This is a genomic window from Micromonospora sp. NPDC049203 (assembly GCF_043197215.1).
Lineage (GTDB): Bacteria > Actinomycetota > Actinomycetes > Mycobacteriales > Micromonosporaceae > Micromonospora.
This window is the reverse complement of the sequence record NZ_JBICSV010000003.1, coordinates 100,158-119,830: the sequence shown is the minus strand read 5'-3', so window position 1 is coordinate 119,830 and position 19,673 is coordinate 100,158. Positions and strand designations below refer to the sequence as shown.

Here is a 19,673-nt window from a genome sequence, read left to right as displayed (position 1 = left end):
CGGCAGCCGCCCGTCCGCGTCGGGCCGGTGCAGCAGCCCGCGCCCGGCCAGGAAGACGGCTAGGGCCTGTGTCGAAGTCCGTGCGAGGGCTTGAGCTGTTGGGTGAGGATCTTGGCGTGTCGGTGTTCGAGATGTAGCGAGGTCTCCGGTATCTGGTTCAGCGACCAAGCAGAACCCGAACACCGGAGACCTCGTGGACACCCTAGCGGTGACGAGGCGGCACGACCTGACCGACGCACAGTGGGCGGCGCTGGAGCCGTTGCTGCCCGCGGGGCGTAGGCCAGGCCGGCCGTCGACATGGACGAAACGGCAGCTCATCGATGGGATCCGGTGGCGGACACGGGTTGGCGCCCCGTGGCGGGACGTCCCGGACTGCTACGGGTCCTGGGCTGCGGCGTACGCGTTGTTCCGGCGCTGGCAGCGGGATGGGACCTGGGCGAAGATCCTGATCGCCCTGCAGGCCCTGGCTGACGGAGCCGGACGCGTCGTCTGGGACGTGTCGGTGGACTCGACGGTCGCCCGAGCGCATCAGCATGCCGCTGGAGCGCGTAAAAAGGGGATCTGCAGGCCGAGCCGCCGGGCGGGGTCACGGTCGAACCGGACGATCACGCGCTCGGTCGCTCGCGGGGCGGCCTGACCACGAAAGTGCACCTCGCGTGTGAGCAGGGGCAGAAGCCGCTGTCGATCGTGTTGACCGCCGGGCAGCGCGGGGACAGCCCGCAGTTCATCCCGGTGCTCGACGGGATCCGGGTGCCCCGCCTCGGCGGCGGCCGGCCCCGGACCCGCCCAAACCGGGTCCTCGCTGACAAGGCGTACACGTCGAAGGCCAACCGCCGCTACCTGCGCCGACGTGGGATCGCCGCGACGATCCCGTCGAAGGCCGACCAGGACGCGAACCGGCGTAAGAAGGGGTCGAAGGGCGGCCGGCCACCGGCCTTCGACCCACAGCGGTACCAGCAGCGTCACGCCGTGGAGTGCGGCATCAACCGCCTCAAACGCCACCGCGCCGTGGCCACCCGCTTCGACAAACTCGCCGTGCGCTACGCGGCCACCGTGCACGTCGCCGCCATCAACGAATGGCTGTGACCGACTTCGACACAGGCCCTAGGCCGACGAGGGTGCCGATCAGACTCGCCACGCCGGTCTCGGCGACCGCGACCCGGGTGACCTGCCCGGGGGTGGCACCGGCCAGCCGGAGCGCGGCCAGCCGCCGGTCCCGGCCCGGCGCGCCGAGGCGGGCACACTGTCCGGCCAGGCCGAGGACCGGCACGCAGAGCAGCAGCAACGCGAACGCGACGCCGGGACGGAGGCCGGGTTCCCGCAGCAGGGCGTTCGTGTACTGGTCGGACTGCGTCCAGGCGTCGCCGGGCGGCTTCACCACCGACAGCACTGTCAGCGCGGCCAGCCCGGCCAGCGTCGCGAGCGCGGCGCTCAGCGCGGTGAGCACCACCCGGGCGACGTCGGTGCGGGTGCCGGCCAGCGCGAGCCGCAGCAGCGTGCCCGGTCTCACCGTGACCCACCCGGCAGCGCCGGGTCGAGCCCGAGCCCGGTGTGGTCGACCATGCCGTCGCGCAGGCTGACCTCCCGGTCCGCGTACGCGGCGATGCGCGGCTCGTGGGTCACCAGCACGACAGTGGTGCGCTGCTCGCGGGCCAGCCGGACGAGCTGGGTGAGCACCTGCTCGCCGGCCAGCGTGTCGAGCGCGCCGGTCGGCTCGTCAGCGAAGATCACCCGTGGTTCGGTGACGAGCGCCCGGGACAGCGCGCAGCGCTGCTGCTGCCCGCCGGACATCTCACCCGGCCGGGCGTCGGCGACGTCGGCCACCCCGAGCCGGTCCAGCCAGGAGAGCGCCGCGGTCCGCGCCGCTCGCCGCCCCTTGCCGGCGAGCAACAGCGGAAGCGCGACGTTCTCCGCGGCGGTCAGCTCGGCGACGAGCTGACCGAACTGGAACAGCACCCCGAATTCGGTACGGCGCAGCCGCGAGCGCGCCGCCTCCGACCACGTGTCGATCCGTTCTCCGCGCCAGGTGACCTGACCGGCGTCGGGGCGCAGGATGCCGGCGAGGCAGTGCAGCAGCGTGGACTTGCCACAGCCGCTCGGGCCGGTGACCGCGACGATCTCGCCTTCGGCCACGTCGAGCGTCACACCGCGCAGCGCGGGGGTGTGACCGTAGGCGCGGACCACTCCGCGCGCTTGCAGGAACGTCACGAGCGCACCTCCCGGTGCCAGTCGGCGACCCGGTCCAGGGTGGTATGCAGCCACCGGAGATCGGCGTCGAGGTGGGCGATGGCGAAGTCGGCGGCGACCACCTCGTCGAGGCGGACGCCGGGGGTCGTCTTCAGCGCGGTCAGTTCGCGCAGGCGTTGCGTGTGCGCCTGCCGCTGGGCGATCAGGTAGGTGCGGGCCTGGCCGACGTCGGCCACCAGGAGTGCGACCACCACCTTGGCGAAGAGCGTGCTGGCCACGTACGGCATCGGCGGCTCGACGGTGCCGAGCCAGTGGTCCAGCGCCGCCCGCCCGTCGTCGGTGAGCGCGTAGGCGGTCCGGTCCGGACCGCCGTCCCGCTCCTGGCCGGTCGGCACGACCAGGCCGTCCCGGTGCAGGCGGGCCAGCGTGGCGTAGACCTGCCCGAAGGCGAGCGGCCGGGCCCGGGGCAGCCGCTCGTCGTGCGCACGCTTCAGCTCGTAGCCGTGGCGTGGCCCGGCGGCGAGCAGCCCGAGCAGGACGTGCTGAGTGGACACTCCCTTACTATTCGCTGAGTGAATAGCACTGTCAAGAACGGCCCGCGCGGGACAACGCGGGCCGTTCGGTTCAGCGGGCCCAGGCCGGGTCGCGGCCGGTCCGGCCGAGCAGCGCGTCCATGCCGTCCGGTGCCGCGCCGGTGGGCACCGGCGGGCCGAACGCGCCCATCTTCTGTCCCATGTCGCCCATCCGGTCCATGAACTCGTGCCCCGCCGCCACCACGGCCGGGTCCACTGCCAGTTCCTGGCCGGTGGCCCGGGCGAGATCCCATCCGTGGACGGCGAGGTCGATCAGGGCCATCAAGCCGACCGTCTCCTGCGGCAGCCCCATCCCGGGCGAGACGCCATCCTGCGCGGCCGGGTCGGACCACGCCTCGGTCAGCCGGTCCGTCTCGGCAGCGAACCGCTCCCGCCAGCCGCCGGTCAGATGGTCGGCCTTGCCGGACCAGTCGACCTCCTCCCGGCGGGCCAGCGTCTGGAAGTTGACCACCACGTCGAACAGGTGGCCGAGCAGGTCGCGCACCGTGTAGCCGGGGCAGGGCGTGGGCAGACCCAGCTGGTCGTCGGAGATGCCGCGTACCACCGCCACCGTACGCGGCGCCGCGACGGCGAGCAGCTCACTAGTCTTCGTGCTCATAGGGGCAGCGTATGAGGGCGGTCTTGAAGAAATGCGACACGAACCGCGACGCGACAACCGGGGCATCCTCGATCCGGACCGGCTGCGCCGGCGGGTACGGTTCCGACGCCGGCTGCCCGCCCCGGCGCTGCGCCTGTGGGTCGAGCACTACTGGCTGATCGACTGGGACCTGGACGAGCCGTTCGAGCAACGGGTGGTGCCGCACCCGGCCGTGAACGTGGTGTTCCAGGCGCAGGAGGGCGCGCCCGAACAGGGCGAGATCGCCGGCGTCGACACCGGCCTGTTCGCCGTCACGCTGCACGGCGCCGGCCGGGTCTCCGGCGTCCAGTTCCGCCCGGGCGGTTTCCGGCCGTTCTGGCGGCGCCCGGTCGCCGAGTTGACCGGCCGGCGCGTACCGATCCCGGACGGGCCGGTCTGCCCGGGCACCGACGACGAGCGCTGCGCGAAACTGGACGCCCTGCTGACCTCGTGGTCGCCGGTCGCTGATCCGCTCGCCGCCGAGGCCACCGCCCTGGTCGAGGAGATCCGCGCCGACCGGACCGTGCTACGGGTCGCCGACTTCGCCCGGCGGCACGCCGTCTCCACCCGCCGGCTCCAGCGCCTCTTCCTGGACCACGTCGGCGTCGGTCCGAAGTGGGTGATCCGCCGCTACCGGCTCCAGGAGGCGATCGAACAGGCCGCCGCCGGGCCGCTCGACTGGTCGCGGGTCGCCGCCGATCTGGGGTACGCCGACCAGGCCCACCTGGTCCGCGAGTTCACCGCCGTCACCGGGGTCTCCCCCGCCGCGTACGCCCGCTCGCTGGCCGCCCTGCGCCAGTGAGGCGCGGTCCTCAGCCCGACCGCCGCGGTCGCCCGGATTTCCGGACTCCCGGACTTGCTCTGCACCCCCCGGCGCGCCGCTCTGCTCCCGCCCACGACCGCCCGCCGCGCACCCATCAAGCAACCGGAGAGATCTTGGTACGAAAGTGCCCCCATAGGGGCCATTCCGTACCAAGATCTCGCAGTTGCCGATGGGCGCGGAACACGGTCAGCGGCGGCGGACCGCCACCACCGCCACGTCGTCCTGGATCTCCGGCGGCGCCAGCTCAACCAGCAGTCGCTGGCAGAACTCGTCCAGGTTGTCGTCGACCCGGGTGGCGGCCACGCCGAGCGCCGCCATGCCGTCGTCGATGGTGGCGTCCCGCCGTTCGATCAGCCCGTCGGTGTAGAGCACGAGCGTGGCCCCGGCGGGCAGCACGAACTCCAGATCCGGCGGGCGATTCGCGCGCACCCCGAGCAGCGGCGCGGACTGCGCCACGAACTCGACCCGGCCGTCGCGGCTCAGCAACGCCGGCAGGTGCCCGGCGCTCGCCAGCCGGACCAGCCCGGTCGGCGGGTGGAGCAGCAACACGCAGATGGTGGCCAGCTCGTTCGGCAGCAGGGTGCGCATCAGCTCGTTGACCCGGTCCAGGATCACCCCGGGCTGATGGCCCTCGACCGCGTACGCGCGCACCGCGTGTCGCAACTCGGCCATCACGGTTGCGGCGTGCAGCGAGTGCCCGGCCACGTCGCCGATCGCCACCAGGAGATGCCCGTCGAGCATCACCAGCTCGTAGAAGTCGCCGCCCACCTCGGTCTGCGCGCTCGCCGGCTCGTACCGGACGGCCAGGTCCAGGCCCACGACGTCGGGCAGCCGCTGCGGCAGCAGGCTGCGCTGCAACGTCACAGCGATCCGGTGCTCCTCGTCGAAGGACCGTTGCGCCTCCACCGCCGAGGCGACCGCCTGGGCGAGCTGCACCAGCACCGGCGTGCGGACGGTCTGGGTGGCGGTCGGCACCACCACGTAGAGCGGGGCGCGGTCCTCCCGCAGCCGGGAGGCGGCAACCGTCACCGTGTCACCGTCCGGCCAGTCCGCCACCGCCCAGTTGGCCGGCTCGTCGACCCGCACCCGGGTGCCGATCGGCACGCCGGTGTCGTCCACCACCCACGGCACGATCCGGGCCGGCGTGTGCGGGTCGTCCGCCACCCCGGCCAGGCAGTCCCCGTCGAACGTCTCGGCGACCACCGCGGCCGGGGCCTTGAAGATCCGCGCCGCGCCGCTCGCGGCGGCCTCCAGCAGCCGGACGAAGTTCGGCGTCGCGTGCATCTCCACTGTGGCGTCGGCGAGCGCGGCCAGCCGTTCGGCGAGCTGCTCGGCACGCAGCCGGGCCTGGTAGTAGCGCAGCACCGCGTGGGCGGTGGCGACCAGTTCCTCCGGCTCGATCGGCTCGGCCAGGTAGGCGTCCGCGCCCCGGGTGAGACCCTGCGCCCGGTCCACCACGTCGACCGCGTGGGCGGAGACGTGGATGACCGGGATGTACGGGTACTCGTCCTTGATCCGCTCGCACACCTCGAAGCCGCTCATGTCGGGCAGCCGCACGTCGAGCACCACGAGGTCGATGTGTTCCCGGCCCACCCGCTCCAGCGCCGCCGTGCCGTTCTCCGCCTCGACGGTGACGAATCCGGCCCGGGTCAACCAGTTGACCAGCAGGTATCGCTTGGGGCCGCTGTCATCGACCACAAGCACGGTCACCGGCCCGCCGTCCACCGTCACGCTCCGCCCGCGGGGAGGACCACTGTGAACCTGCTGCCCCGGCCGGGTTCGCTGGTGAGCTCCAGCGTCCCGCCGAGCAGCGTGATCAGCCGGCGCGCGTACGGCAGGCCGAGCCCGGTGCCACCGACCCGGGTCGTGCCGGGCACCTGGTAGAACTCCTCGAAGACCCGTTCGTGCAGCTCCGGCGGGATGCCCACACCGGTGTCGGTGACCGAGAGCGTCCACTGGTCGCCCTGACGTTCGGCCCGCAGGCGCACCTCGCCGCGCTCGGTGAACTTCAGCCCGTTGTGCAGCAGGTTGCGCAGCACCTGGGCGAGCAGCACCTCGTCCGAGCGCAGCGTCGCCTGAGCCGGCGGTTCCTCCACCACCAGCTCCACCTCGGGGCGCGCGGCCAGCGCCCGCAGCGTGCCGCGCAACTGCCCGAACACCGCGCGCAGATCGACGTCGGACCAGTCCGGCTCGATCCGGCCCGACTCCGCCTTGGCCAGGTCGAGCAGCTCGTTGACCAGCCCCAGCAGGTCGCCCGCCGAGGATCGGATCAGCCCCACCTGACGGGCCTGTTCGCCGGTGAGCGGGTCGGAGGCGGAGTCGGCGAGCAGCCGGGCCAGGCCGATGATCGCGGTGACCGGGGCGCGCAGCTCGTGGCTGACGTTCGCCAGGAAGCGGCTCTTCGACTCGCTGGCGGACCGCAGTTGGGCGGACTTCTCGTCCAGCTCGGCGTAGAGCGCCACCACGCCGCGGTTGGTCTCCTCCAGCTCCTCGGTGAGCTGGTTGTAGAGCGCCATCACACCACGGTTGGTCTCCTGAAGCTCGGAGTTGAGCACCGCCAGCTCGTCGCGCTGGCTGCGCACCTCGTCGAGGGCGGTGATGAGCTGCGCGTTCTGGGCGGCCAACTCGTCAAGCGCGGAACCCGGCGCCCGCTCGGCCAGCTCGGCGCGCAGCTCGGCGGCGCGCTCCACCGTCAGCTCCTCGCTGTTGTCGGGCACTCGTCGGGACATCCTCACGACCGTATCGCCATCGACAGCCACCACCCGCAACGTGTCCACCAGTCGCGCGACGGCGCCGGACTGCGGCTCGTACCGCCCGCCGGGGAGCGGACGCAGCGGCGACAGGTCCACCTGGAGGACCCGGCGGCCGACGGCGTCGCGGTCGAGGGCGAACGTGACGTCCGCGCCGTCGACACCGTGCAGCAGCTCCCGGGCCACCTCGCTCAGCGCGGTGGCGATCCGTACCTGGTCCTGGTGTTCCAGCCCGACCGCCGCGGCCACCTCCCGGCCGCGCTGCCGGACCAGGAAGATGTCCTGCTCCACCCGGAGCGCGAGGTGCAGGAGGGGTTCGGTCATGCCGCCCCCCGGGCCACCAGGACGCAGGCGTCGTCGCGTCGGACACCGGCGTCACGCAGCAGGGTCGCGGCGGCCAGCAGCGGGTTGCGGCCGGCGAGCCCGGGATAGTCGTCCAGATCCCAGCGATCCACCACCCCGTCACTGTGCATGACCAGGGTGGCGTCGCGCGAGAAGGGGTAGTCGTATCCCCGGATCGCCGGACGCTGGTGCCCGGCGATGCCCGGCAGCGAGACCAGCCCGCGCCGCCGCTCGCCCGGCGCGACGATCATCGCGGCGATGTTGCCAAGCCCGGCGTAGCGGAGCACTCCGGCGGCCGGATCAAGCTCGGCCACGGCGAGCGCGGCGCCCCGGGTGTGCGAGATGGTGGCGTGCAGGTGGCGCACCACGACGTCCGGCGGCCCGTCCGGCGCCGAACGGAACGCGGACACGGCCGCGCCGGTCGCGGCGGCGGCGAGCGGCCCGTGTCCCAGTCCGTCGGAGACCAGCACCTGCCGCCGGCCGTCCAGCTGGCGGACCGCGTACCCGTCGCCGCTGGTCTGCTCGCCGGTGATCGGCCGGGCCAGCCCGGCGGCCCAGTCCGGCTCGGGCGGCGCGTCGTCCCAGACCTGGACGACCAGGACGGTGCCCCGGCCCGGCGACGAGTAGCCGTCGAACCGGCTCGACTGCCGGGTGATCGCGCCGAGACCGATGCCGAGCGTGCCAGCTGTGGAGTGGCCGTCGACGGAGGAGAGCGTGAGGTCGGCCATGCCGGGGCCGGAGTCGATGGCCACCAGTTCCACCCCGGCCCGCTCGCCCCGGCGGGCCGGACGCATCAGGAGCGTGCCCTCGCGGGCGTGCTTGACCAGGTTGCTGGTGATCTCGGCGGTGACGATGGCCAGGTCCGCGACGCGCGGCGCGCTCAGTTCGAGCTGCCGGCCGAGGCGTTCGGCCGCCCGGCGTACGCTGCCGGCTGTCGCGCCGGTGTCGACCCGGAACCAGATGCCGTGGTCAGGTACCACGTCGGAGATCATCGCGACCACTTGGTGACGGTGATCCGCGTCCCCTCGCCGACAGCCGTCCGGATGTCGAAGTCGTCGACGAGCCGGCGGGCGCCGCTCAGCCCCAGGCCGAGCCCGCCGCCTGTGGTGTAGCCGTCGGTGAGCGCCAGGTCGAGGTCGGGGATGCCCGGTCCCTCGTCGGCGAAGACGATCCGTACGCCGCGCCGCCGACCGTCGGACACGGTGCTCACCTCGGCGCTGCCCCCACCGCCGTAGATCAGCGTGTTGCGGGCCAGCTCGCTGGCGGCGGTGACGAGCTTCGTCTGGTCGACCAGGGAGAGCCGGGTCGCGACGGCTGTGGTACGCACCAACTGCCGGACCCGCACCACGTCCTCGTCGCTGCGGATCGCCTGCGTCGCCGGCACACCCAGGTCGACGCCCACGGTCATGCCGTCGCCGTCGTCTCGGTGTCCTCGTCGTCGGCCGCCTCGTCCCACTCGTCGGGACGGCTGGCCGCGATCAGCTCCATGCCGCGCTCGACGTTCAGCGCGGTACGGATGCCGTTGAGCGACAGCCCCAGCTCGACCAGGGTGATGGCGACGGCCGGGCGCATGCCGACCACCACCGTCTCGGCGTCCAGCACCTTCGAGATGGACGCGATGGTGGACAGCATCCGGCCGACGAAGGAGTCGACGATGTCCAGCGCCGTGATGTCGATGATCACACCGTGGCAGCCGGTGGCGACGATCCGCTCGGCCAGGTCCTCCTGCAGCTGGATCGCCGTCTGGTCGGACATGTCGACCTGGATGGAGACCAGGAGGATGTCGCCGATCTTGAGGATCGGCACCCGTTCCATCAGGACTCCCGGCGCGGGCGGCGAGCGGTGGTCTCGACCCCGGTCAGGCGCAGCACGTGGCGCAGCGCGTCGGCGAGGCTCGCCTTGGTGGCGATGTCGCCGAACTCGATGCCGAGGGCCACGATCGTCTGGGCGATCTGCGGGCGGATGCCGGAGATGATGCAGTCGGCGCCCATCAGCCGGGCGGCCACCACGGTCTTGAGGATGTGCTGCGCGACCTGAGTGTCGACCGCCGGCACGCCGGTGATGTCGATGATCGCGTACGGCGAGCCGGTGTCGACGAGCGTCTGGAGCAGCCGCTCCATCACGACCTGGGCGCGGGCCGAGTCCAGCGTCCCGACCAGCGGGACGGCGACCACGCCCTCCCAGAGCTTGACCACCGGGGTGGAGAGCTCCAGCAGCTGCTCCGCCTGGTCGGCGATCAGGCTCTCGCGGGCCCGGACGAACGTCTCGAACGTGAACAGCCCCATCTGGTCGATGAGCGCGGAGAAGGCGACGAAGTCGCGCAGGGCGTCGGTGCCCTTCTCGTCCTCCAGCACCTCCAGCAGGGTGTCCTTGAGCGCGAACACGCTGATCGCGGTCTCGGTCGCGGAGAACCCCTGCCGGGCCCGGTTTGTGGACAGCTCGGACAGCACCGCCCGCAGCTCACCGCCGTGCTCGTCGGCCAGGTCGGAGACACCGTGCTGACCGGCCTCGACCAGCGCCCGGTGCAGTTCCTGGACCTGCCGGGCCAGCTCGGCCCGGCTCAGGCGACCGCGCAGCGAACTCGCGACGATCTCCGTCCAGCGGTTGGTCAGCCGATCCGCGTGCTGACTGAGCAGGTGGGCGAGCCGACCACCCTGTTCGGCGCTCATCGCCATGCTGACCTCCCTGATTTGGACGGGCGGACTCTATCACCGGAGCCTGACGCGCTACTTGTCGCAGAGCAAAGAATGATCGGCCGCACCTGTGACCGCTCCCGTTCTGCGCGACGCGCCCGTCGTGGGATACCGTTTCCCCCGAACACAGGAGGTCGACGAATGTCCTTGACGGTGCACACGGAACAACGCGGCGACGTGGTCGTCGTGTCGGTCGCGGGCGAGCTGGACATGGCCACGGCACCGCAGCTCCAGGACCAGATCACGGATCTGCTGGACAAGGGGCGCAGCCGCCTCGTCTTCGACCTGGCCGAGGTCTCGTTCTGCGACTCCACCGGCCTGTCGGTGTTCGTGCGGGCGAAGAACAACTGCGACGAGGCCGGCGGCGTGGTCCGGCTGGCCGCCCCGCAACGCGGCGTGCTGCGCATCCTCGAGGTCAGCGGCCTGGTCGAGGTGCTGCACACGTACCCGACGGTGGAGCAGGCCGTCGCGGGCGATCCCACCCCGGCCTCCTCCTGACCGATCCCGCTCAGCGCTCGTCCTCGATGTAGCGGGGACGGGCGATCACCATGCCCGCAGCCGTCTGCACGGCCAGCGCCACCAGCAGGAAACCGATCGGGGCGGTCCAGCCGCCGGTCGCCTCGTAGAGGATGCCCACCAGCAGCGGCCCGAGTGCGGCGATGACGTACCCGGTGCTCTGCGCGAACGCGGACAGCGCCACCGTGCCCTCGGCGGTCCGGGCGCGCAGCCCGATCGTGGTCAGGATGAGCGGGAACGCGCCCTGGCCGAGCGCCAGCAGCAGCACCCACAGCGGTGCCAGGCCGTGCGGGGCGAGCGCCAGACCGGTGTACGCGGCGGCGGAGAACACGGTCAGCGACAGCACCAGCGGGCGCAGCGTGGCCAGCCGGCCGGCCAGCGCCGGCATCATCAGCGCCACCGGCACGCCCAGCGCGGTCACGCCGGCGAGCAGCAGCCCGGCTGTCTCCGGCCGGTATCCGGCGTCCCGGAACAACTGGGCCAGCCAGCCCATGATCGCGTACCCGCTGAGCGACTGCGCCCCGAAGTAGACAGCCATGGCCCAGCCGAGCCGGGTCCGGCCCGGCTGCACCCGGGCCGGGGCGGCGACCGCCACCGCCGGGGGCGCGGCCCGTCGCGCGGCGCGGGCCCGCAGCGCCAGCGGCACCCACGGGAGTACGGCCAGCGCGGCCAGCCCGGCCCAGATGCCGAGTCCGGCCCGCCAGGAGCCGAACGCGTGCGCCACCGGCACGGCGGAGGCGGCGGCCACCGTCGTGCCCACCGTCAGGGCCATCGTGTACGCCCCGGTGACCAGTCCGGTGCGGTGCGGGAAGTGCTGCTTGACGAGCATCGGCAGCAGGATGTTCGCCACCGCGATGCCGGCCAGCGCGAGCGCGCTGGTCAGCACGAAGATCGCCGCCGAGCCGGTGACCGCGCGCAGCACCTGCCCGACGGTGAGCGCCAGCATGGCCAGCACCAGCACCCGGGGCGCGGCCCAGCGGCGGACCAGCCACGGCGTGAGCGCGCCCAGCCCGGCGAACGCGATGGTGGGCAGCGTGGTGACCAGGCCGGCCATCGCGCCGGACAGCCCCAGCCCGACCCGGATCTCGTCGAGCAGGGCGCCGAGGCTGGTCACCGCGGCCCGCAGGTTCAGCGCGACGAGCAGCATCCCGGCGAGCACGAGCAGGCCGCCCCGGACCGGACCGGCCGCCGGGGCGGGGGCCGGCGCGGATGCGGCACCCGGCGTGGGCACTGCCGCGGCGGGCGCAGTTGGCGGAGTCATGACCTCGAACCTACAATCATGGGATGAATTTCGGCACGAGGTGTAACCCGTGACACCCGCCCGGGATTCCGTCACCGTGCCGCCCCGCGGTCACCGGGTCCGGCAGACGATCGAAGCGCTCCGGGAACGGATCCTCGGCGGCGAGTGGCCGGTGGGCGGGCGCATCCCCACCGAGCCGCAGCTGGTCGCCGCGCTCGGCGTCGGGCGGAACACCGTCCGCGAGGCGGTCCGGGCGCTCGTGCACGCCGGGGTGCTGGAGTGCCGGCAGGGCTCCGGCACGTACGTGGTGTCGACGGACGAGCTAGCGCCGGTGGTGGCCCGCCGGCTCACCGACGACCGGATGACCGAGGTGGTCGAGGTCCGGCGCGCGTTCGAGGTGGAGGCCGCCCGGCTCGCCGCGCTGAGGCGTACCCCCGACGACCTGGCGGCGCTCGACGGCGCGCTCGCGGCCCGCGAGGCCGCCTGGCGCGGCGGCCGGGTGAACGAGTTCGTCGAGGCGGACGCCGCGCTGCACACGGCCGTGGTGGCCGCCGCGCACAACGCCATGCTGGCCGAGCTGTACGCCTCGGTCGGCGCCGCGCTGCGCAGCACTGTGGCCCAGGCGATGGGCGAGGCGCTGACCCCGGAGCGGTACGTGGATCACGGCCGGCTGGTCGAGGCGATCCGGGCCGGCGACCCGCAGCGGGCGGCGATCGAGGCCGGTGCTTTTCTCGAAGGCCCCGCCGAGGCATAGGTTGTCCCCGACGCAGACTCATCAGGGCACGGGAGTACGGATGCTCAAGGGCTTCAAAGACTTCATCATGCGCGGCAACGTCGTCGACCTCGCGGTCGGTGTCGTCATCGGCGCCGCGTTCACAGGCGTGGTGACCCAGCTCACCAAGTCGTTCCTGGAACCGCTGGTACGCGTGTTCATCGCGCTGATCACGGGCAGCAAGGACGGCCTCAGCGGATCGACCCCGAAGTTCCGGGGCATCCCGTTCGACTGGGTGGCCTTCGTCAACGCGGCGATCACGTTCGTGCTCACCGCGGCGGCGCTGTACTTCCTCGTCGTCTACCCGATGAACAAGCTCGCCGAGCGCCGCAAGCGCGGCGAGGAGCCGCCGCCCTCGGCCCCGAGCGAGGAGGTCAAGCTGCTCACCGAGATCCGGGACGCGTTGCTCGCCGGCAACCACGGCACGCCCGGCCAGCGCAGCGCCCTGGACGACGTGCTCGGCCGCCGGCAGGAGCCGCCCGCGCCGCGCTGACGCCATAGCCGATCGGCCCCCGCGACGATCTCGCGGGGGCCGACGTGCATCGAACACATGTTCGATAGAGTCCGGGCATGGAGCAGCGCAGGCACTGGTGGAACGGGAAATGGGGACGCCTCGCCCGGCGTGACGTCTTCCTCCGGGTGGACGGCGACCGCTGGCACGTGGAGCAGCGGGCCGGCGGCGCCGAGGGGGTCTCCCGGTTCTACGAGCACGCCAGCGTCGAGGAGGCCGAGGAGACGGTCCGGGCGCTGCTGGACGGCACCGACACCTGGCGCGAGCTGTCCCCCCGTCCGCCGGGCGGCTGGGCCCCGTCCGTTTAGCGCCCGCGCGCCCCGGGAACCGCTTCCGCATGAGCCAGCAGCAGGACACCGTCTCCCGGGTCACCACCGGCATGCGCGTGGTCGACTCCGCAGGCGTCGAGGTGGGCACAGTCGATCTCGTGCAGCGCGGCGACCCGGCCGCGGTGACCGTGCAGGCACCCGCACCTGTCGACCCGGGCAGCAGCCTGGACGAGCTGATCGAGTCGGCGGCGGTAAACGAGCCGGACGTACCGGCCGACCTGGCCGCCCGGCTGCTGCGCGACGGCTACCTCAAGGTCTCCACCGAGCTGGTCCGCACCGGCGCGGTTTACGTGCTGGCCGACCGGATCGCCGCGGTGAGCGACGGCGCGGTACGCCTCACCGTCCCGGTCGCGGAGCTACCCGCCGAGGAGTGACCTCGACCGCTTCCCTCTCACCCCGTGTGGCCTGCTCCGGCACGGACGGGGTCGCGCGGCGGCGGAACAGCAGCAGCATCAGCCAGCCCGCTATCAGGCCCCAGAACGCGCCGCCCACCCCGAGCAGGCTCACCCCGGAGGCGGTGACCACGAACGTCACCACCGCCGCCTCCCGCGCGCCCGGCTGGGCGACCGCCGCCGTGACCGCGCCGGCGAGCGCGCCGAGCAGGGCGAGCCCGGCGACGGCCTCGACGAGCACCGGCGGAGAGAGCAGCACCAGGGCGGTGGCCACGCCGGCGCCCATGCCGAGCAGGGCCAGGCCGATCCCGGCGGTGACCGAGGCGATCCAGCGCCGTTCCGGGTCAGGGTGGGCGTCCGGTCCGGCGGCCAGGGCGGCGGTGATCGCTGCGAGGTTCACCGCGTGGCCGCCCGCCGGGGCGCCGAGGGCGGTGGCGAGGCCGGTCACCCGCAGCGCCGAGCCCAGCGGGGCGCGGTAGCCGTACCCGGCGAGCACAGCGGTGCCGGGCACGTTCTGGGCGGCCATGGTGACCAGGAACAGCGGCAGCGCGAGCCCGACGACTGCGGGCAGCGTCCAGGCCGGCGCGGTGAGCGCGACGACGGGTGCGGCGTCCAGCCGGGCCGGCCCGGAGGTGGTGAGCGCGATCGCGACCACTGCCACGGCGAGCGCGCCGGGCACCGCCCAGCGGCGGGCGAACCGGTGCAGCAGCAGCCAGACCAGCACCACCGGCCCGGCCAGCCGGGGCACCTCGACCAGGGCGCGTACCGGTGCCGTACACAACGGCAGCAGCACCCCGGCGAGCATGGCGGAGGCGATCGGGGCGGGGATCGCGGCGACCGCGCGGCCGAGCGCGGGGATCAGCCCGGCCGCGATGATCAGCAGCCCGGCGACCAGGAAGGCGCCGACTGCGGCGGGCCAGCCGCCGGGGACCGGCCCGGTGGCCACGAGCAGCGCCGCGCCCGGCGTGGACCAGGCGATGGCGAGCGGCAGCCGGTGCCGCAGGCCGAGCCAGACCGCGCAGGCGCCGCTGGCGACGCAGAGCGCGAGCAGGCCGGAGGCGGCCTGGTCCGGATCGGCGCCGACCGCGCGCAGCCCGGCCAGGACGACTGTGAACGAGCTGGCGAAGCCGACCAGGGCGGTCACCACGCCGGCCAGGACGGGTTGGAGCCGACCGCCCATGCCCACCTCCTCCGACCGTTCCGTTTACGGAACGGCACGGTGTAGCACGATAGCCCCCATGACAGCCGCCGCACCAGCCGACGACCGGGGCGCCCAGGAGGTGGGCCGGCGCATCCGCTCGCTCCGTACCGAGCGGGGCATCTCCCTGTCCGAGCTGGCCCGCCTCGCGGGCGTCGGCAAGGCCACGCTCTCCGGCCTGGAGAACGGCGTGCGCAACCCCCGGCTGGAGACCCTGTACGCGATCACCGCGCAGCTCGGCGTACCGCTGACCGCCGTGCTCTCCCCGCCCGGCGAGACGCCGACCGTACGCGGCACGGCGGTCGGGGCAACGCTGCTTGAGGTGTTCGACGACAGGGAGGCGACCTACGAGCTGTACCGGATGCGGGTCGGCCCGGGGCCGGCGCAGCTCTCCCCCGCCCACTCCGGCGGCGTCACCGAGCACGTGACGATCTTCTCCGGGGTGCTGCGCGCCGGCCCGGCCGACGCCCCACTGACCGCCGGCCCCGGGGGCTACCTGCGGTGGACCTCCGACGTGCCGCACGTCTATGCGGTGGTGGGCGAGGAGGAGGTCCACGCGAGCCTTCTGCTGCGTTATCCTCGTCCGTCCACACCGGACAGTTGACGCATACCCAGGATGTAAGCGGATGACATTTCTTTCAGTAGACCCGCCAGCGCGTGCAGACGCGGAGCCGTTCTTCTTGGCAAGCTTGTCGTCATGACGCTCATCCTCCGCTCGGCCATCCTCAACGACGTCGGCCTCGTCCGGACCAACAACGAGGACTCCGCCCTCGCCGGTGACCGCCTCGTGGCGGTGGCCGACGGCATGGGCGGACTCCCCGCCGGCGAGGTGGCCAGCGAGATCGTCATCCGGATCCTGGACGAGCTGACGCCGCCCACCGGCGCCGACGAGGCGGCCGACGCGCTGCGCGCCGTGGTCAGCACCGCGAACCAGCGCATCCGCGCGGCCATCACGGTGGACCCGGCCCGCGACGGCATGGGTACCACGCTGACCGCCGCCCTGCTCGCCGGGGACACCCTGGTCCTGGCGCAGGTCGGCGACTCCCGCTGCTACCTGCTGCGTGACCACGAGCTGACCCAGCTCACCCGCGACGACACGTTCGTGCAGGCGCTCGTCGACCAGGGCGCGCTCTCCCGTGACCAGGCCCGGCACCACCCCCAGCGCTCGCTGGTCACCCGCGCGGTACAGGGCTCCGACGCGCCACCCGCCGTCGGCGCGCTCACCGTCTTCCCCGGTGATCGGCTGCTGCTGTGCAGCGACGGCCTCTCCGACTACGTGGAGGACGCCGCCATCGCGGCGGCGCTCGCCACCTACGGCGACCGCCAGCAGTGCGGCGAGCAACTGGTGAAACTGGCCCACCAGGCCGGCGCGCCGGACAACGTGACGGTGGTCATCTCGGACGTCACCGAGGCGTGAGCCGCCGCCCTTTCCGGTTGCGGACCACGGCGGGTGCGGCTGGGATGAACGGATGCACATTCGCCGGCTGGCCGCCGATGAACGACTGACCACCAGCTTCCCGCTCCAGGCGTACGCGTTCGAGGCCTCGCCGATGGGCGCCACCCGGACCGACCAGTTCCGCGCCTACCTGCCGTACAACGCCGGGAACACGACGCTGGTGGCCGAGGAGGACGGGGTCACCGCGGCGGCCGCGTCGGCGATACCGATGCGGCAGAACCTGCGCGGCGCGGTGCTGCCGATGGCCGGTGTCGCGGGCGTGGCCACCCATCCGCTGGCCCGTCGGCGCGGCCACGTCCGCACGCTCATGCAGCAGCTCCTCGACGGCGCGCGCGACGAGGGCCACCAGCTCACCGCGCTGCACCCGTTCCGCGCCTCGTTCTACGAGCGCTTCGGCTACATCGGGCTGCCCCGGCGGCGTACCGCGATCTTCGACCCGGCGGACCTGGCGCCGCTGCTGCGCGCCGAGCTGCCCGACGAGCTGGTCTGGGAGCGGATCGGCGCGGGCTATCCGCGGTGGCGCGCGTACACCGAGCGGTGCCTGCGCGAGCGGCACGGCTTCGCGGTCTTCCCGGACTTCCGGGCGGTCGGGCTGCGCGACCGGGACGACCGCTGGCTGGTGAGCGTGGTGCGCGGCGGGAAGACGGTCGGCGCGGTCACCTACCGGATCGACGACCATGCCGGCACGCTGCTCGCCGACGACCTGCTCGTCGACGACCCGTACGCCCGCGCGTCGGTGCTCCAGTTCTTCGCCCGGCACGTCGACCAGGTGGCGCGGATCAGCGTGCAGGTGACCCCCGACGAACTGCCCGAGCTGTGGCTCACCGACCTCGACGTGCGGGTGGAGGCGCGGGTGGCCCGGCCCGACCCGACCGCGCCGATGGCCCGGCTGCTCAGCCTGGAGGCGCTGGCCGAACAGCCGGTCGGGGCCGGCCGGGTGCTGGTCGAGGTGGTCGCCGACAGGTGGCTCGCCGGCCGGCACCTGCTCGACGGCACCACCGGCAAGCTCGCGGTGCTGCCGGCCTCCACCGCCGCCGAGGGCAGCGTGCCGACCGCGCGGCTCACCGCCGCCGGTCTGTCCGCCCTGGCGTACGGCGTGCTCGACCCGGCCGAGGTGGTCGTACGCGGGCTCGGTGAGGTTCCGGTGGACGCGGCCGGTGAGCTGCGACGGCTCTTCCCCCGGGAGCTGCCGCACCTGTTCGCCGACTTCTGACCCGGTTGGCGGCACGCGCCCGGGGGTAGGGTGCAGCGCGTGCCGGAGTGGCTGGAAGCGGGATTCTGGGGCCTGCTCGCCGGGTCGGCCCTGCTGATCGGGGCGGCCGTCGGGTTCTTCGCGCGCGTACCGCGCCCGGTGACCGCCTCGGTGATGGCGTTCGGGGCGGGCGTGCTGCTCTCCGCCGTGTCGTTCGAGCTGATCGACGAGGCGCACGAGCAGGGCGGCCTGCTGCCGGTGGCGATCGGCGCGGCGGCCGGCGCGCTCGCGTACACCGGGGCGAACGTGCTGCTGGCCCGGCACGGCGCCCGGCACCGCAAGCGTTCCGGCGACGAGCAGCCGTCCGAGCGGGAACAGCCCGGCTCGGGCAGCGCCATCGCGGTCGGCGCGCTGCTCGACGGCGTACCCGAGTCGGTGGTGATCGGCGCGAGCCTGCTGGCCGGCGGCCCGGTCAGCCTGGTCACCGTCATCGCGGTGTTCCTCAGCAACGTGCCGGAAGGGCTTTCCAGCGCGGCCGGCATGCGGCTGGCCGGGCGCACCCGGCGCTACGTGTTCGGGCTGTGGACGGCCATCGCGTTGATCTCCGGTGCGGCGGCGCTGGCCGGGTACACGCTGCTCGGCGGCGCACCGCCGGAGGTGCTGGCGACGATCACCGCGCTCGCCGCCGGCGCGATCCTGGCGATGATCACCGACACCATGGTCCCGGAGGCGTTCGCCGACGCGCACCTGCTGGTCGGGTTGATCACCGTGCTCGGTTTCCTGGTCGCGTTCGCGCTCTCGCACGCCTGACCGGCCCGCCCGGCACCCGGCTGATCATGAAGTTGGCCGCCTCGCCCGCGCGCCTCGCACCCCGCCCTCTTCAGCCCGTGATCAAGGAGTTTGTGTCACCCAAGGAGATCAACTAGGACGCGAACTCCTTGATCATCGGGGCGCGGGCGGGGTGGGGGTGGGGTGGGTCAGTAGGGGTTGGGGTGGCCGGGGAGGTGGCCCCGGGTCAGGGCGGCGGGGCGACCGGGGAGCGCCGGGTCCGGGGACAGCGGCGGGGAGTCGGTGCCGGCCCGGTTGGCCATACCGGCGAACAACTCCTTCAGGGCGGTCACCGTGTCGACGGCCGGGGCCCAGCCGAGTTCGGTCTCGGCGCGGTAGCTGGACATCAGCGGCACGTTCAGCGCCAGGTCGACCCAGCCGGTGTCGACCGGTTGCAGCCGCGCCCGCCAGGTGACCGCCGCCGCGGCGCGCAACACCGGAGTCGCCACCGGCAGCGTCCAGCCGTGGAAGTGCCGGGCCACCAGCTCCGGCGTCAGCACCGGGTCGGCCGCCACGTTGAAGGCGCCGCTCGCGTCCCCCAGAACCGCCCGGGCGTACGCGTCCGCCACGTCGTCGGCGTGCACCGCCTGCATCCGGAGTCGCCGGTTCGCCGGCACCAGCGGAATCCGGCCGTACCGCAGCAGGCGCACCGGCACCAGCGGGCCGAGGAAGTAGCGGCTGATCTCCGTACCGGCTTCCCGCTGGAAGATCAGTCCGGGCCGCAGGCGTACCACGCGCAGCTTGGGGTGCTCCCGTTGCACGCCGTCGAGTAGTGCCTCCACCTCCGCCTTGTCCCGGCTGTACGACGACGTGTCCACCCCGGTCGCCGGCCAGTTCTCGCTGACCGGGTGGTTCTTCGGGCCGGGCGCGTAGGTGCCGACGGATGAGGCGTACACCAGGGCCGGAACGCCGACCCGGACGGCGGCTTCGATCACCGCGCGGCTGCCGCCGACGTTGGTCCGGTAGAGCGTGCGCCGGTCGTGGCTGGGCTGGATCTGCCAGGCCAGGTGCACTACCGCCCGCGCCCCGGCGAAGATCCGGACGAGCTGGTCGGCGGCGCCCGGTGCGCCGATGTCGCACGAGTGCCACTCGACGTCGTCGTACGGTTCACCGGCGTCCGGCCCGGGCAGCCGGCGGGCCACGCCGACCAGTTCGGTGCCCGCCTCCCGGCGCAGCCGGCGCAGCACCGCCGTCCCCACGTTGCCGGTCGCCCCCACGATCACGATGCGCATGGT

Annotated in this window: 23 protein-coding genes and 1 pseudogene; 11 read left to right on the top strand and 13 right to left on the bottom strand. The window is 73.4% G+C overall.

The window, feature by feature from the left end:
- Positions 1-208 precede the first annotated feature (208 nt).
- A protein-coding gene (locus ACGFIA_RS09550) for an IS5 family transposase (RefSeq protein ID WP_393259850.1) occupies positions 209-1,086 on the top strand; the annotation gives its coding sequence in 2 pieces (ribosomal slippage) (positions 209-598 and positions 601-1,086; 876 coding nt in all).
- 16 nt (positions 1,087-1,102) lie between these two features.
- Here ACGFIA_RS09550 and ACGFIA_RS09545 read toward each other — a convergent pair.
- From ACGFIA_RS09545 to ACGFIA_RS09530, 4 genes and pseudogenes are all read right to left on the bottom strand, one after another.
- Positions 1,103-1,510, bottom strand: a pseudogene (locus tag ACGFIA_RS09545) (ABC transporter permease); the annotation flags it as partial.
- Positions 1,507-2,208, bottom strand: coding sequence for an ABC transporter ATP-binding protein (locus ACGFIA_RS09540; protein WP_393259432.1), 702 nt, complete (start codon positions 2,206-2,208; stop codon positions 1,507-1,509). The gene ACGFIA_RS09540 and the pseudogene ACGFIA_RS09545, both read right to left, overlap by 4 nt.
- The gene (locus tag ACGFIA_RS09535) at positions 2,205-2,741 is read right to left on the bottom strand and encodes a PadR family transcriptional regulator (RefSeq protein ID WP_357386780.1); all 537 of its coding nucleotides are present in this window, start codon (positions 2,739-2,741) and stop codon (positions 2,205-2,207) included. The genes ACGFIA_RS09540 and ACGFIA_RS09535 overlap by 4 nt, the downstream gene beginning before the upstream one ends.
- A gap of 70 nt (positions 2,742-2,811) precedes the next feature.
- Positions 2,812-3,378 (bottom strand): TIGR03086 family metal-binding protein, encoded by a 567-nt coding sequence (locus ACGFIA_RS09530; protein WP_357386778.1) that lies wholly within the window; start codon positions 3,376-3,378, stop codon positions 2,812-2,814.
- A gap of 31 nt (positions 3,379-3,409) precedes the next feature.
- Between ACGFIA_RS09530 and ACGFIA_RS09525 the strand changes: the two genes are divergently transcribed.
- Positions 3,410-4,198 (top strand): AraC family transcriptional regulator, encoded by a 789-nt coding sequence (locus ACGFIA_RS09525; protein ID WP_357468268.1) that lies wholly within the window; start codon positions 3,410-3,412, stop codon positions 4,196-4,198.
- A 207-nt stretch (positions 4,199-4,405) separates the two neighbouring features.
- Here ACGFIA_RS09525 and ACGFIA_RS09520 read toward each other — a convergent pair whose 3' ends face one another.
- Genes ACGFIA_RS09520 through ACGFIA_RS09495 form a run of 6 tightly spaced genes read right to left on the bottom strand, consistent with a single transcriptional unit; the run spans position 4,406 to position 9,986 of the window.
- Positions 4,406-5,944 carry a SpoIIE family protein phosphatase gene (locus ACGFIA_RS09520; protein WP_393259429.1) on the bottom strand — a complete coding sequence of 513 codons (1,539 nt, stop codon included), beginning with the start codon at positions 5,942-5,944 and terminating at the stop codon, positions 4,406-4,408.
- Positions 5,945-5,946: 2 nt separating this feature from the next.
- Positions 5,947-7,293 carry a sensor histidine kinase gene (locus ACGFIA_RS09515; RefSeq protein WP_357386772.1) on the bottom strand — a complete coding sequence of 449 codons (1,347 nt, stop codon included), beginning with the start codon at positions 7,291-7,293 and terminating at the stop codon, positions 5,947-5,949.
- Positions 7,290-8,303 (bottom strand): SpoIIE family protein phosphatase, encoded by a 1,014-nt coding sequence (locus ACGFIA_RS09510; RefSeq protein ID WP_393259427.1) that lies wholly within the window; start codon positions 8,301-8,303, stop codon positions 7,290-7,292. Before ACGFIA_RS09510 ends, ACGFIA_RS09515 begins: the two co-directional genes overlap by 4 nt.
- A complete protein-coding gene (locus ACGFIA_RS09505; RefSeq protein ID WP_357386768.1) occupies positions 8,300-8,719 on the bottom strand; it encodes an ATP-binding protein in 420 nt (139 codons plus the stop codon). Before ACGFIA_RS09505 ends, ACGFIA_RS09510 begins: the two co-directional genes overlap by 4 nt.
- On the bottom strand, positions 8,716-9,126 hold the full coding sequence (locus ACGFIA_RS09500; RefSeq protein ID WP_357386766.1) for an STAS domain-containing protein: 411 nt from the start codon (positions 9,124-9,126) through the stop codon (positions 8,716-8,718). The genes ACGFIA_RS09505 and ACGFIA_RS09500 overlap by 4 nt, the downstream gene beginning before the upstream one ends.
- Positions 9,126-9,986: an STAS domain-containing protein gene (locus ACGFIA_RS09495; protein ID WP_393259425.1), complete on the bottom strand. Its 861-nt coding sequence runs from the start codon at positions 9,984-9,986 to the stop codon at positions 9,126-9,128. The genes ACGFIA_RS09500 and ACGFIA_RS09495 overlap by 1 nt, the downstream gene beginning before the upstream one ends.
- A 159-nt stretch (positions 9,987-10,145) precedes the next feature.
- Between ACGFIA_RS09495 and ACGFIA_RS09490 the strand changes: the two genes are divergently transcribed.
- A complete protein-coding gene (locus ACGFIA_RS09490; RefSeq protein ID WP_018789120.1) occupies positions 10,146-10,502 on the top strand; it encodes an STAS domain-containing protein in 357 nt (118 codons plus the stop codon).
- Positions 10,503-10,512: 10 nt separating this feature from the next.
- Here the strand turns inward: ACGFIA_RS09490 and ACGFIA_RS09485 are convergent, their stop codons facing one another.
- Entirely contained in the window at positions 10,513-11,781 is a 1,269-nt protein-coding gene (locus ACGFIA_RS09485; RefSeq protein ID WP_357386762.1) for an MFS transporter, read from the bottom strand.
- Between the two features lie 49 nt (positions 11,782-11,830).
- Here ACGFIA_RS09485 and ACGFIA_RS09480 point away from each other — a divergent pair, with 49 nt between their 5' ends.
- The 4 genes from ACGFIA_RS09480 to ACGFIA_RS09465 all read left to right on the top strand — a co-directional run bounded on the left by ACGFIA_RS09480 (position 11,831) and on the right by ACGFIA_RS09465 (position 13,746).
- The gene (locus ACGFIA_RS09480; RefSeq protein ID WP_357386759.1) at positions 11,831-12,514 is read left to right on the top strand and encodes an FCD domain-containing protein; all 684 of its coding nucleotides are present in this window, start codon (positions 11,831-11,833) and stop codon (positions 12,512-12,514) included.
- A gap of 40 nt (positions 12,515-12,554) precedes the next feature.
- Positions 12,555-13,025, top strand: coding sequence for a large conductance mechanosensitive channel protein MscL (gene mscL, locus ACGFIA_RS09475; protein ID WP_187690944.1), 471 nt, complete (start codon positions 12,555-12,557; stop codon positions 13,023-13,025).
- A gap of 77 nt (positions 13,026-13,102) precedes the next feature.
- Positions 13,103-13,351 carry a hypothetical protein gene (locus tag ACGFIA_RS09470; protein ID WP_026268772.1) on the top strand — a complete coding sequence of 83 codons (249 nt, stop codon included), beginning with the start codon at positions 13,103-13,105 and terminating at the stop codon, positions 13,349-13,351.
- 29 nt (positions 13,352-13,380) lie between these two features.
- Positions 13,381-13,746 carry a hypothetical protein gene (locus tag ACGFIA_RS09465; protein ID WP_393259422.1) on the top strand — a complete coding sequence of 122 codons (366 nt, stop codon included), beginning with the start codon at positions 13,381-13,383 and terminating at the stop codon, positions 13,744-13,746.
- Here ACGFIA_RS09465 and ACGFIA_RS09460 read toward each other — a convergent pair.
- Positions 13,709-14,944 (bottom strand): benzoate/H(+) symporter BenE family transporter, encoded by a 1,236-nt coding sequence (locus ACGFIA_RS09460; protein WP_357386755.1) that lies wholly within the window; start codon positions 14,942-14,944, stop codon positions 13,709-13,711. The two genes, ACGFIA_RS09465 and ACGFIA_RS09460, sit on opposite strands and share 38 nt — an antisense overlap.
- A gap of 58 nt (positions 14,945-15,002) precedes the next feature.
- Between ACGFIA_RS09460 and ACGFIA_RS09455 the strand changes: the two genes are divergently transcribed.
- From ACGFIA_RS09455 to ACGFIA_RS09440, 4 genes are all read left to right on the top strand, one after another.
- Positions 15,003-15,566, top strand: a complete 564-nt coding sequence (locus ACGFIA_RS09455; protein ID WP_357468289.1) for an XRE family transcriptional regulator — start codon at positions 15,003-15,005, stop codon at positions 15,564-15,566.
- A 93-nt stretch (positions 15,567-15,659) separates the two neighbouring features.
- The gene (locus ACGFIA_RS09450; RefSeq protein ID WP_013283512.1) at positions 15,660-16,379 is read left to right on the top strand and encodes a PP2C family serine/threonine-protein phosphatase; all 720 of its coding nucleotides are present in this window, start codon (positions 15,660-15,662) and stop codon (positions 16,377-16,379) included.
- Positions 16,380-16,431: 52 nt separating this feature from the next.
- The gene (eis, locus tag ACGFIA_RS09445; protein ID WP_393259420.1) at positions 16,432-17,631 is read left to right on the top strand and encodes an enhanced intracellular survival protein Eis; all 1,200 of its coding nucleotides are present in this window, start codon (positions 16,432-16,434) and stop codon (positions 17,629-17,631) included.
- 39 nt (positions 17,632-17,670) lie between these two features.
- Positions 17,671-18,420: a ZIP family zinc transporter gene (locus ACGFIA_RS09440; RefSeq protein ID WP_357386749.1), complete on the top strand. Its 750-nt coding sequence runs from the start codon at positions 17,671-17,673 to the stop codon at positions 18,418-18,420.
- Between the two features lie 167 nt (positions 18,421-18,587).
- Here ACGFIA_RS09440 and ACGFIA_RS09435 read toward each other — a convergent pair whose 3' ends face one another.
- Positions 18,588-19,670, bottom strand: coding sequence for an NAD-dependent epimerase/dehydratase family protein (locus ACGFIA_RS09435; RefSeq protein ID WP_393259418.1), 1,083 nt, complete (start codon positions 19,668-19,670; stop codon positions 18,588-18,590).
- Positions 19,671-19,673 lie beyond the last annotated feature (3 nt).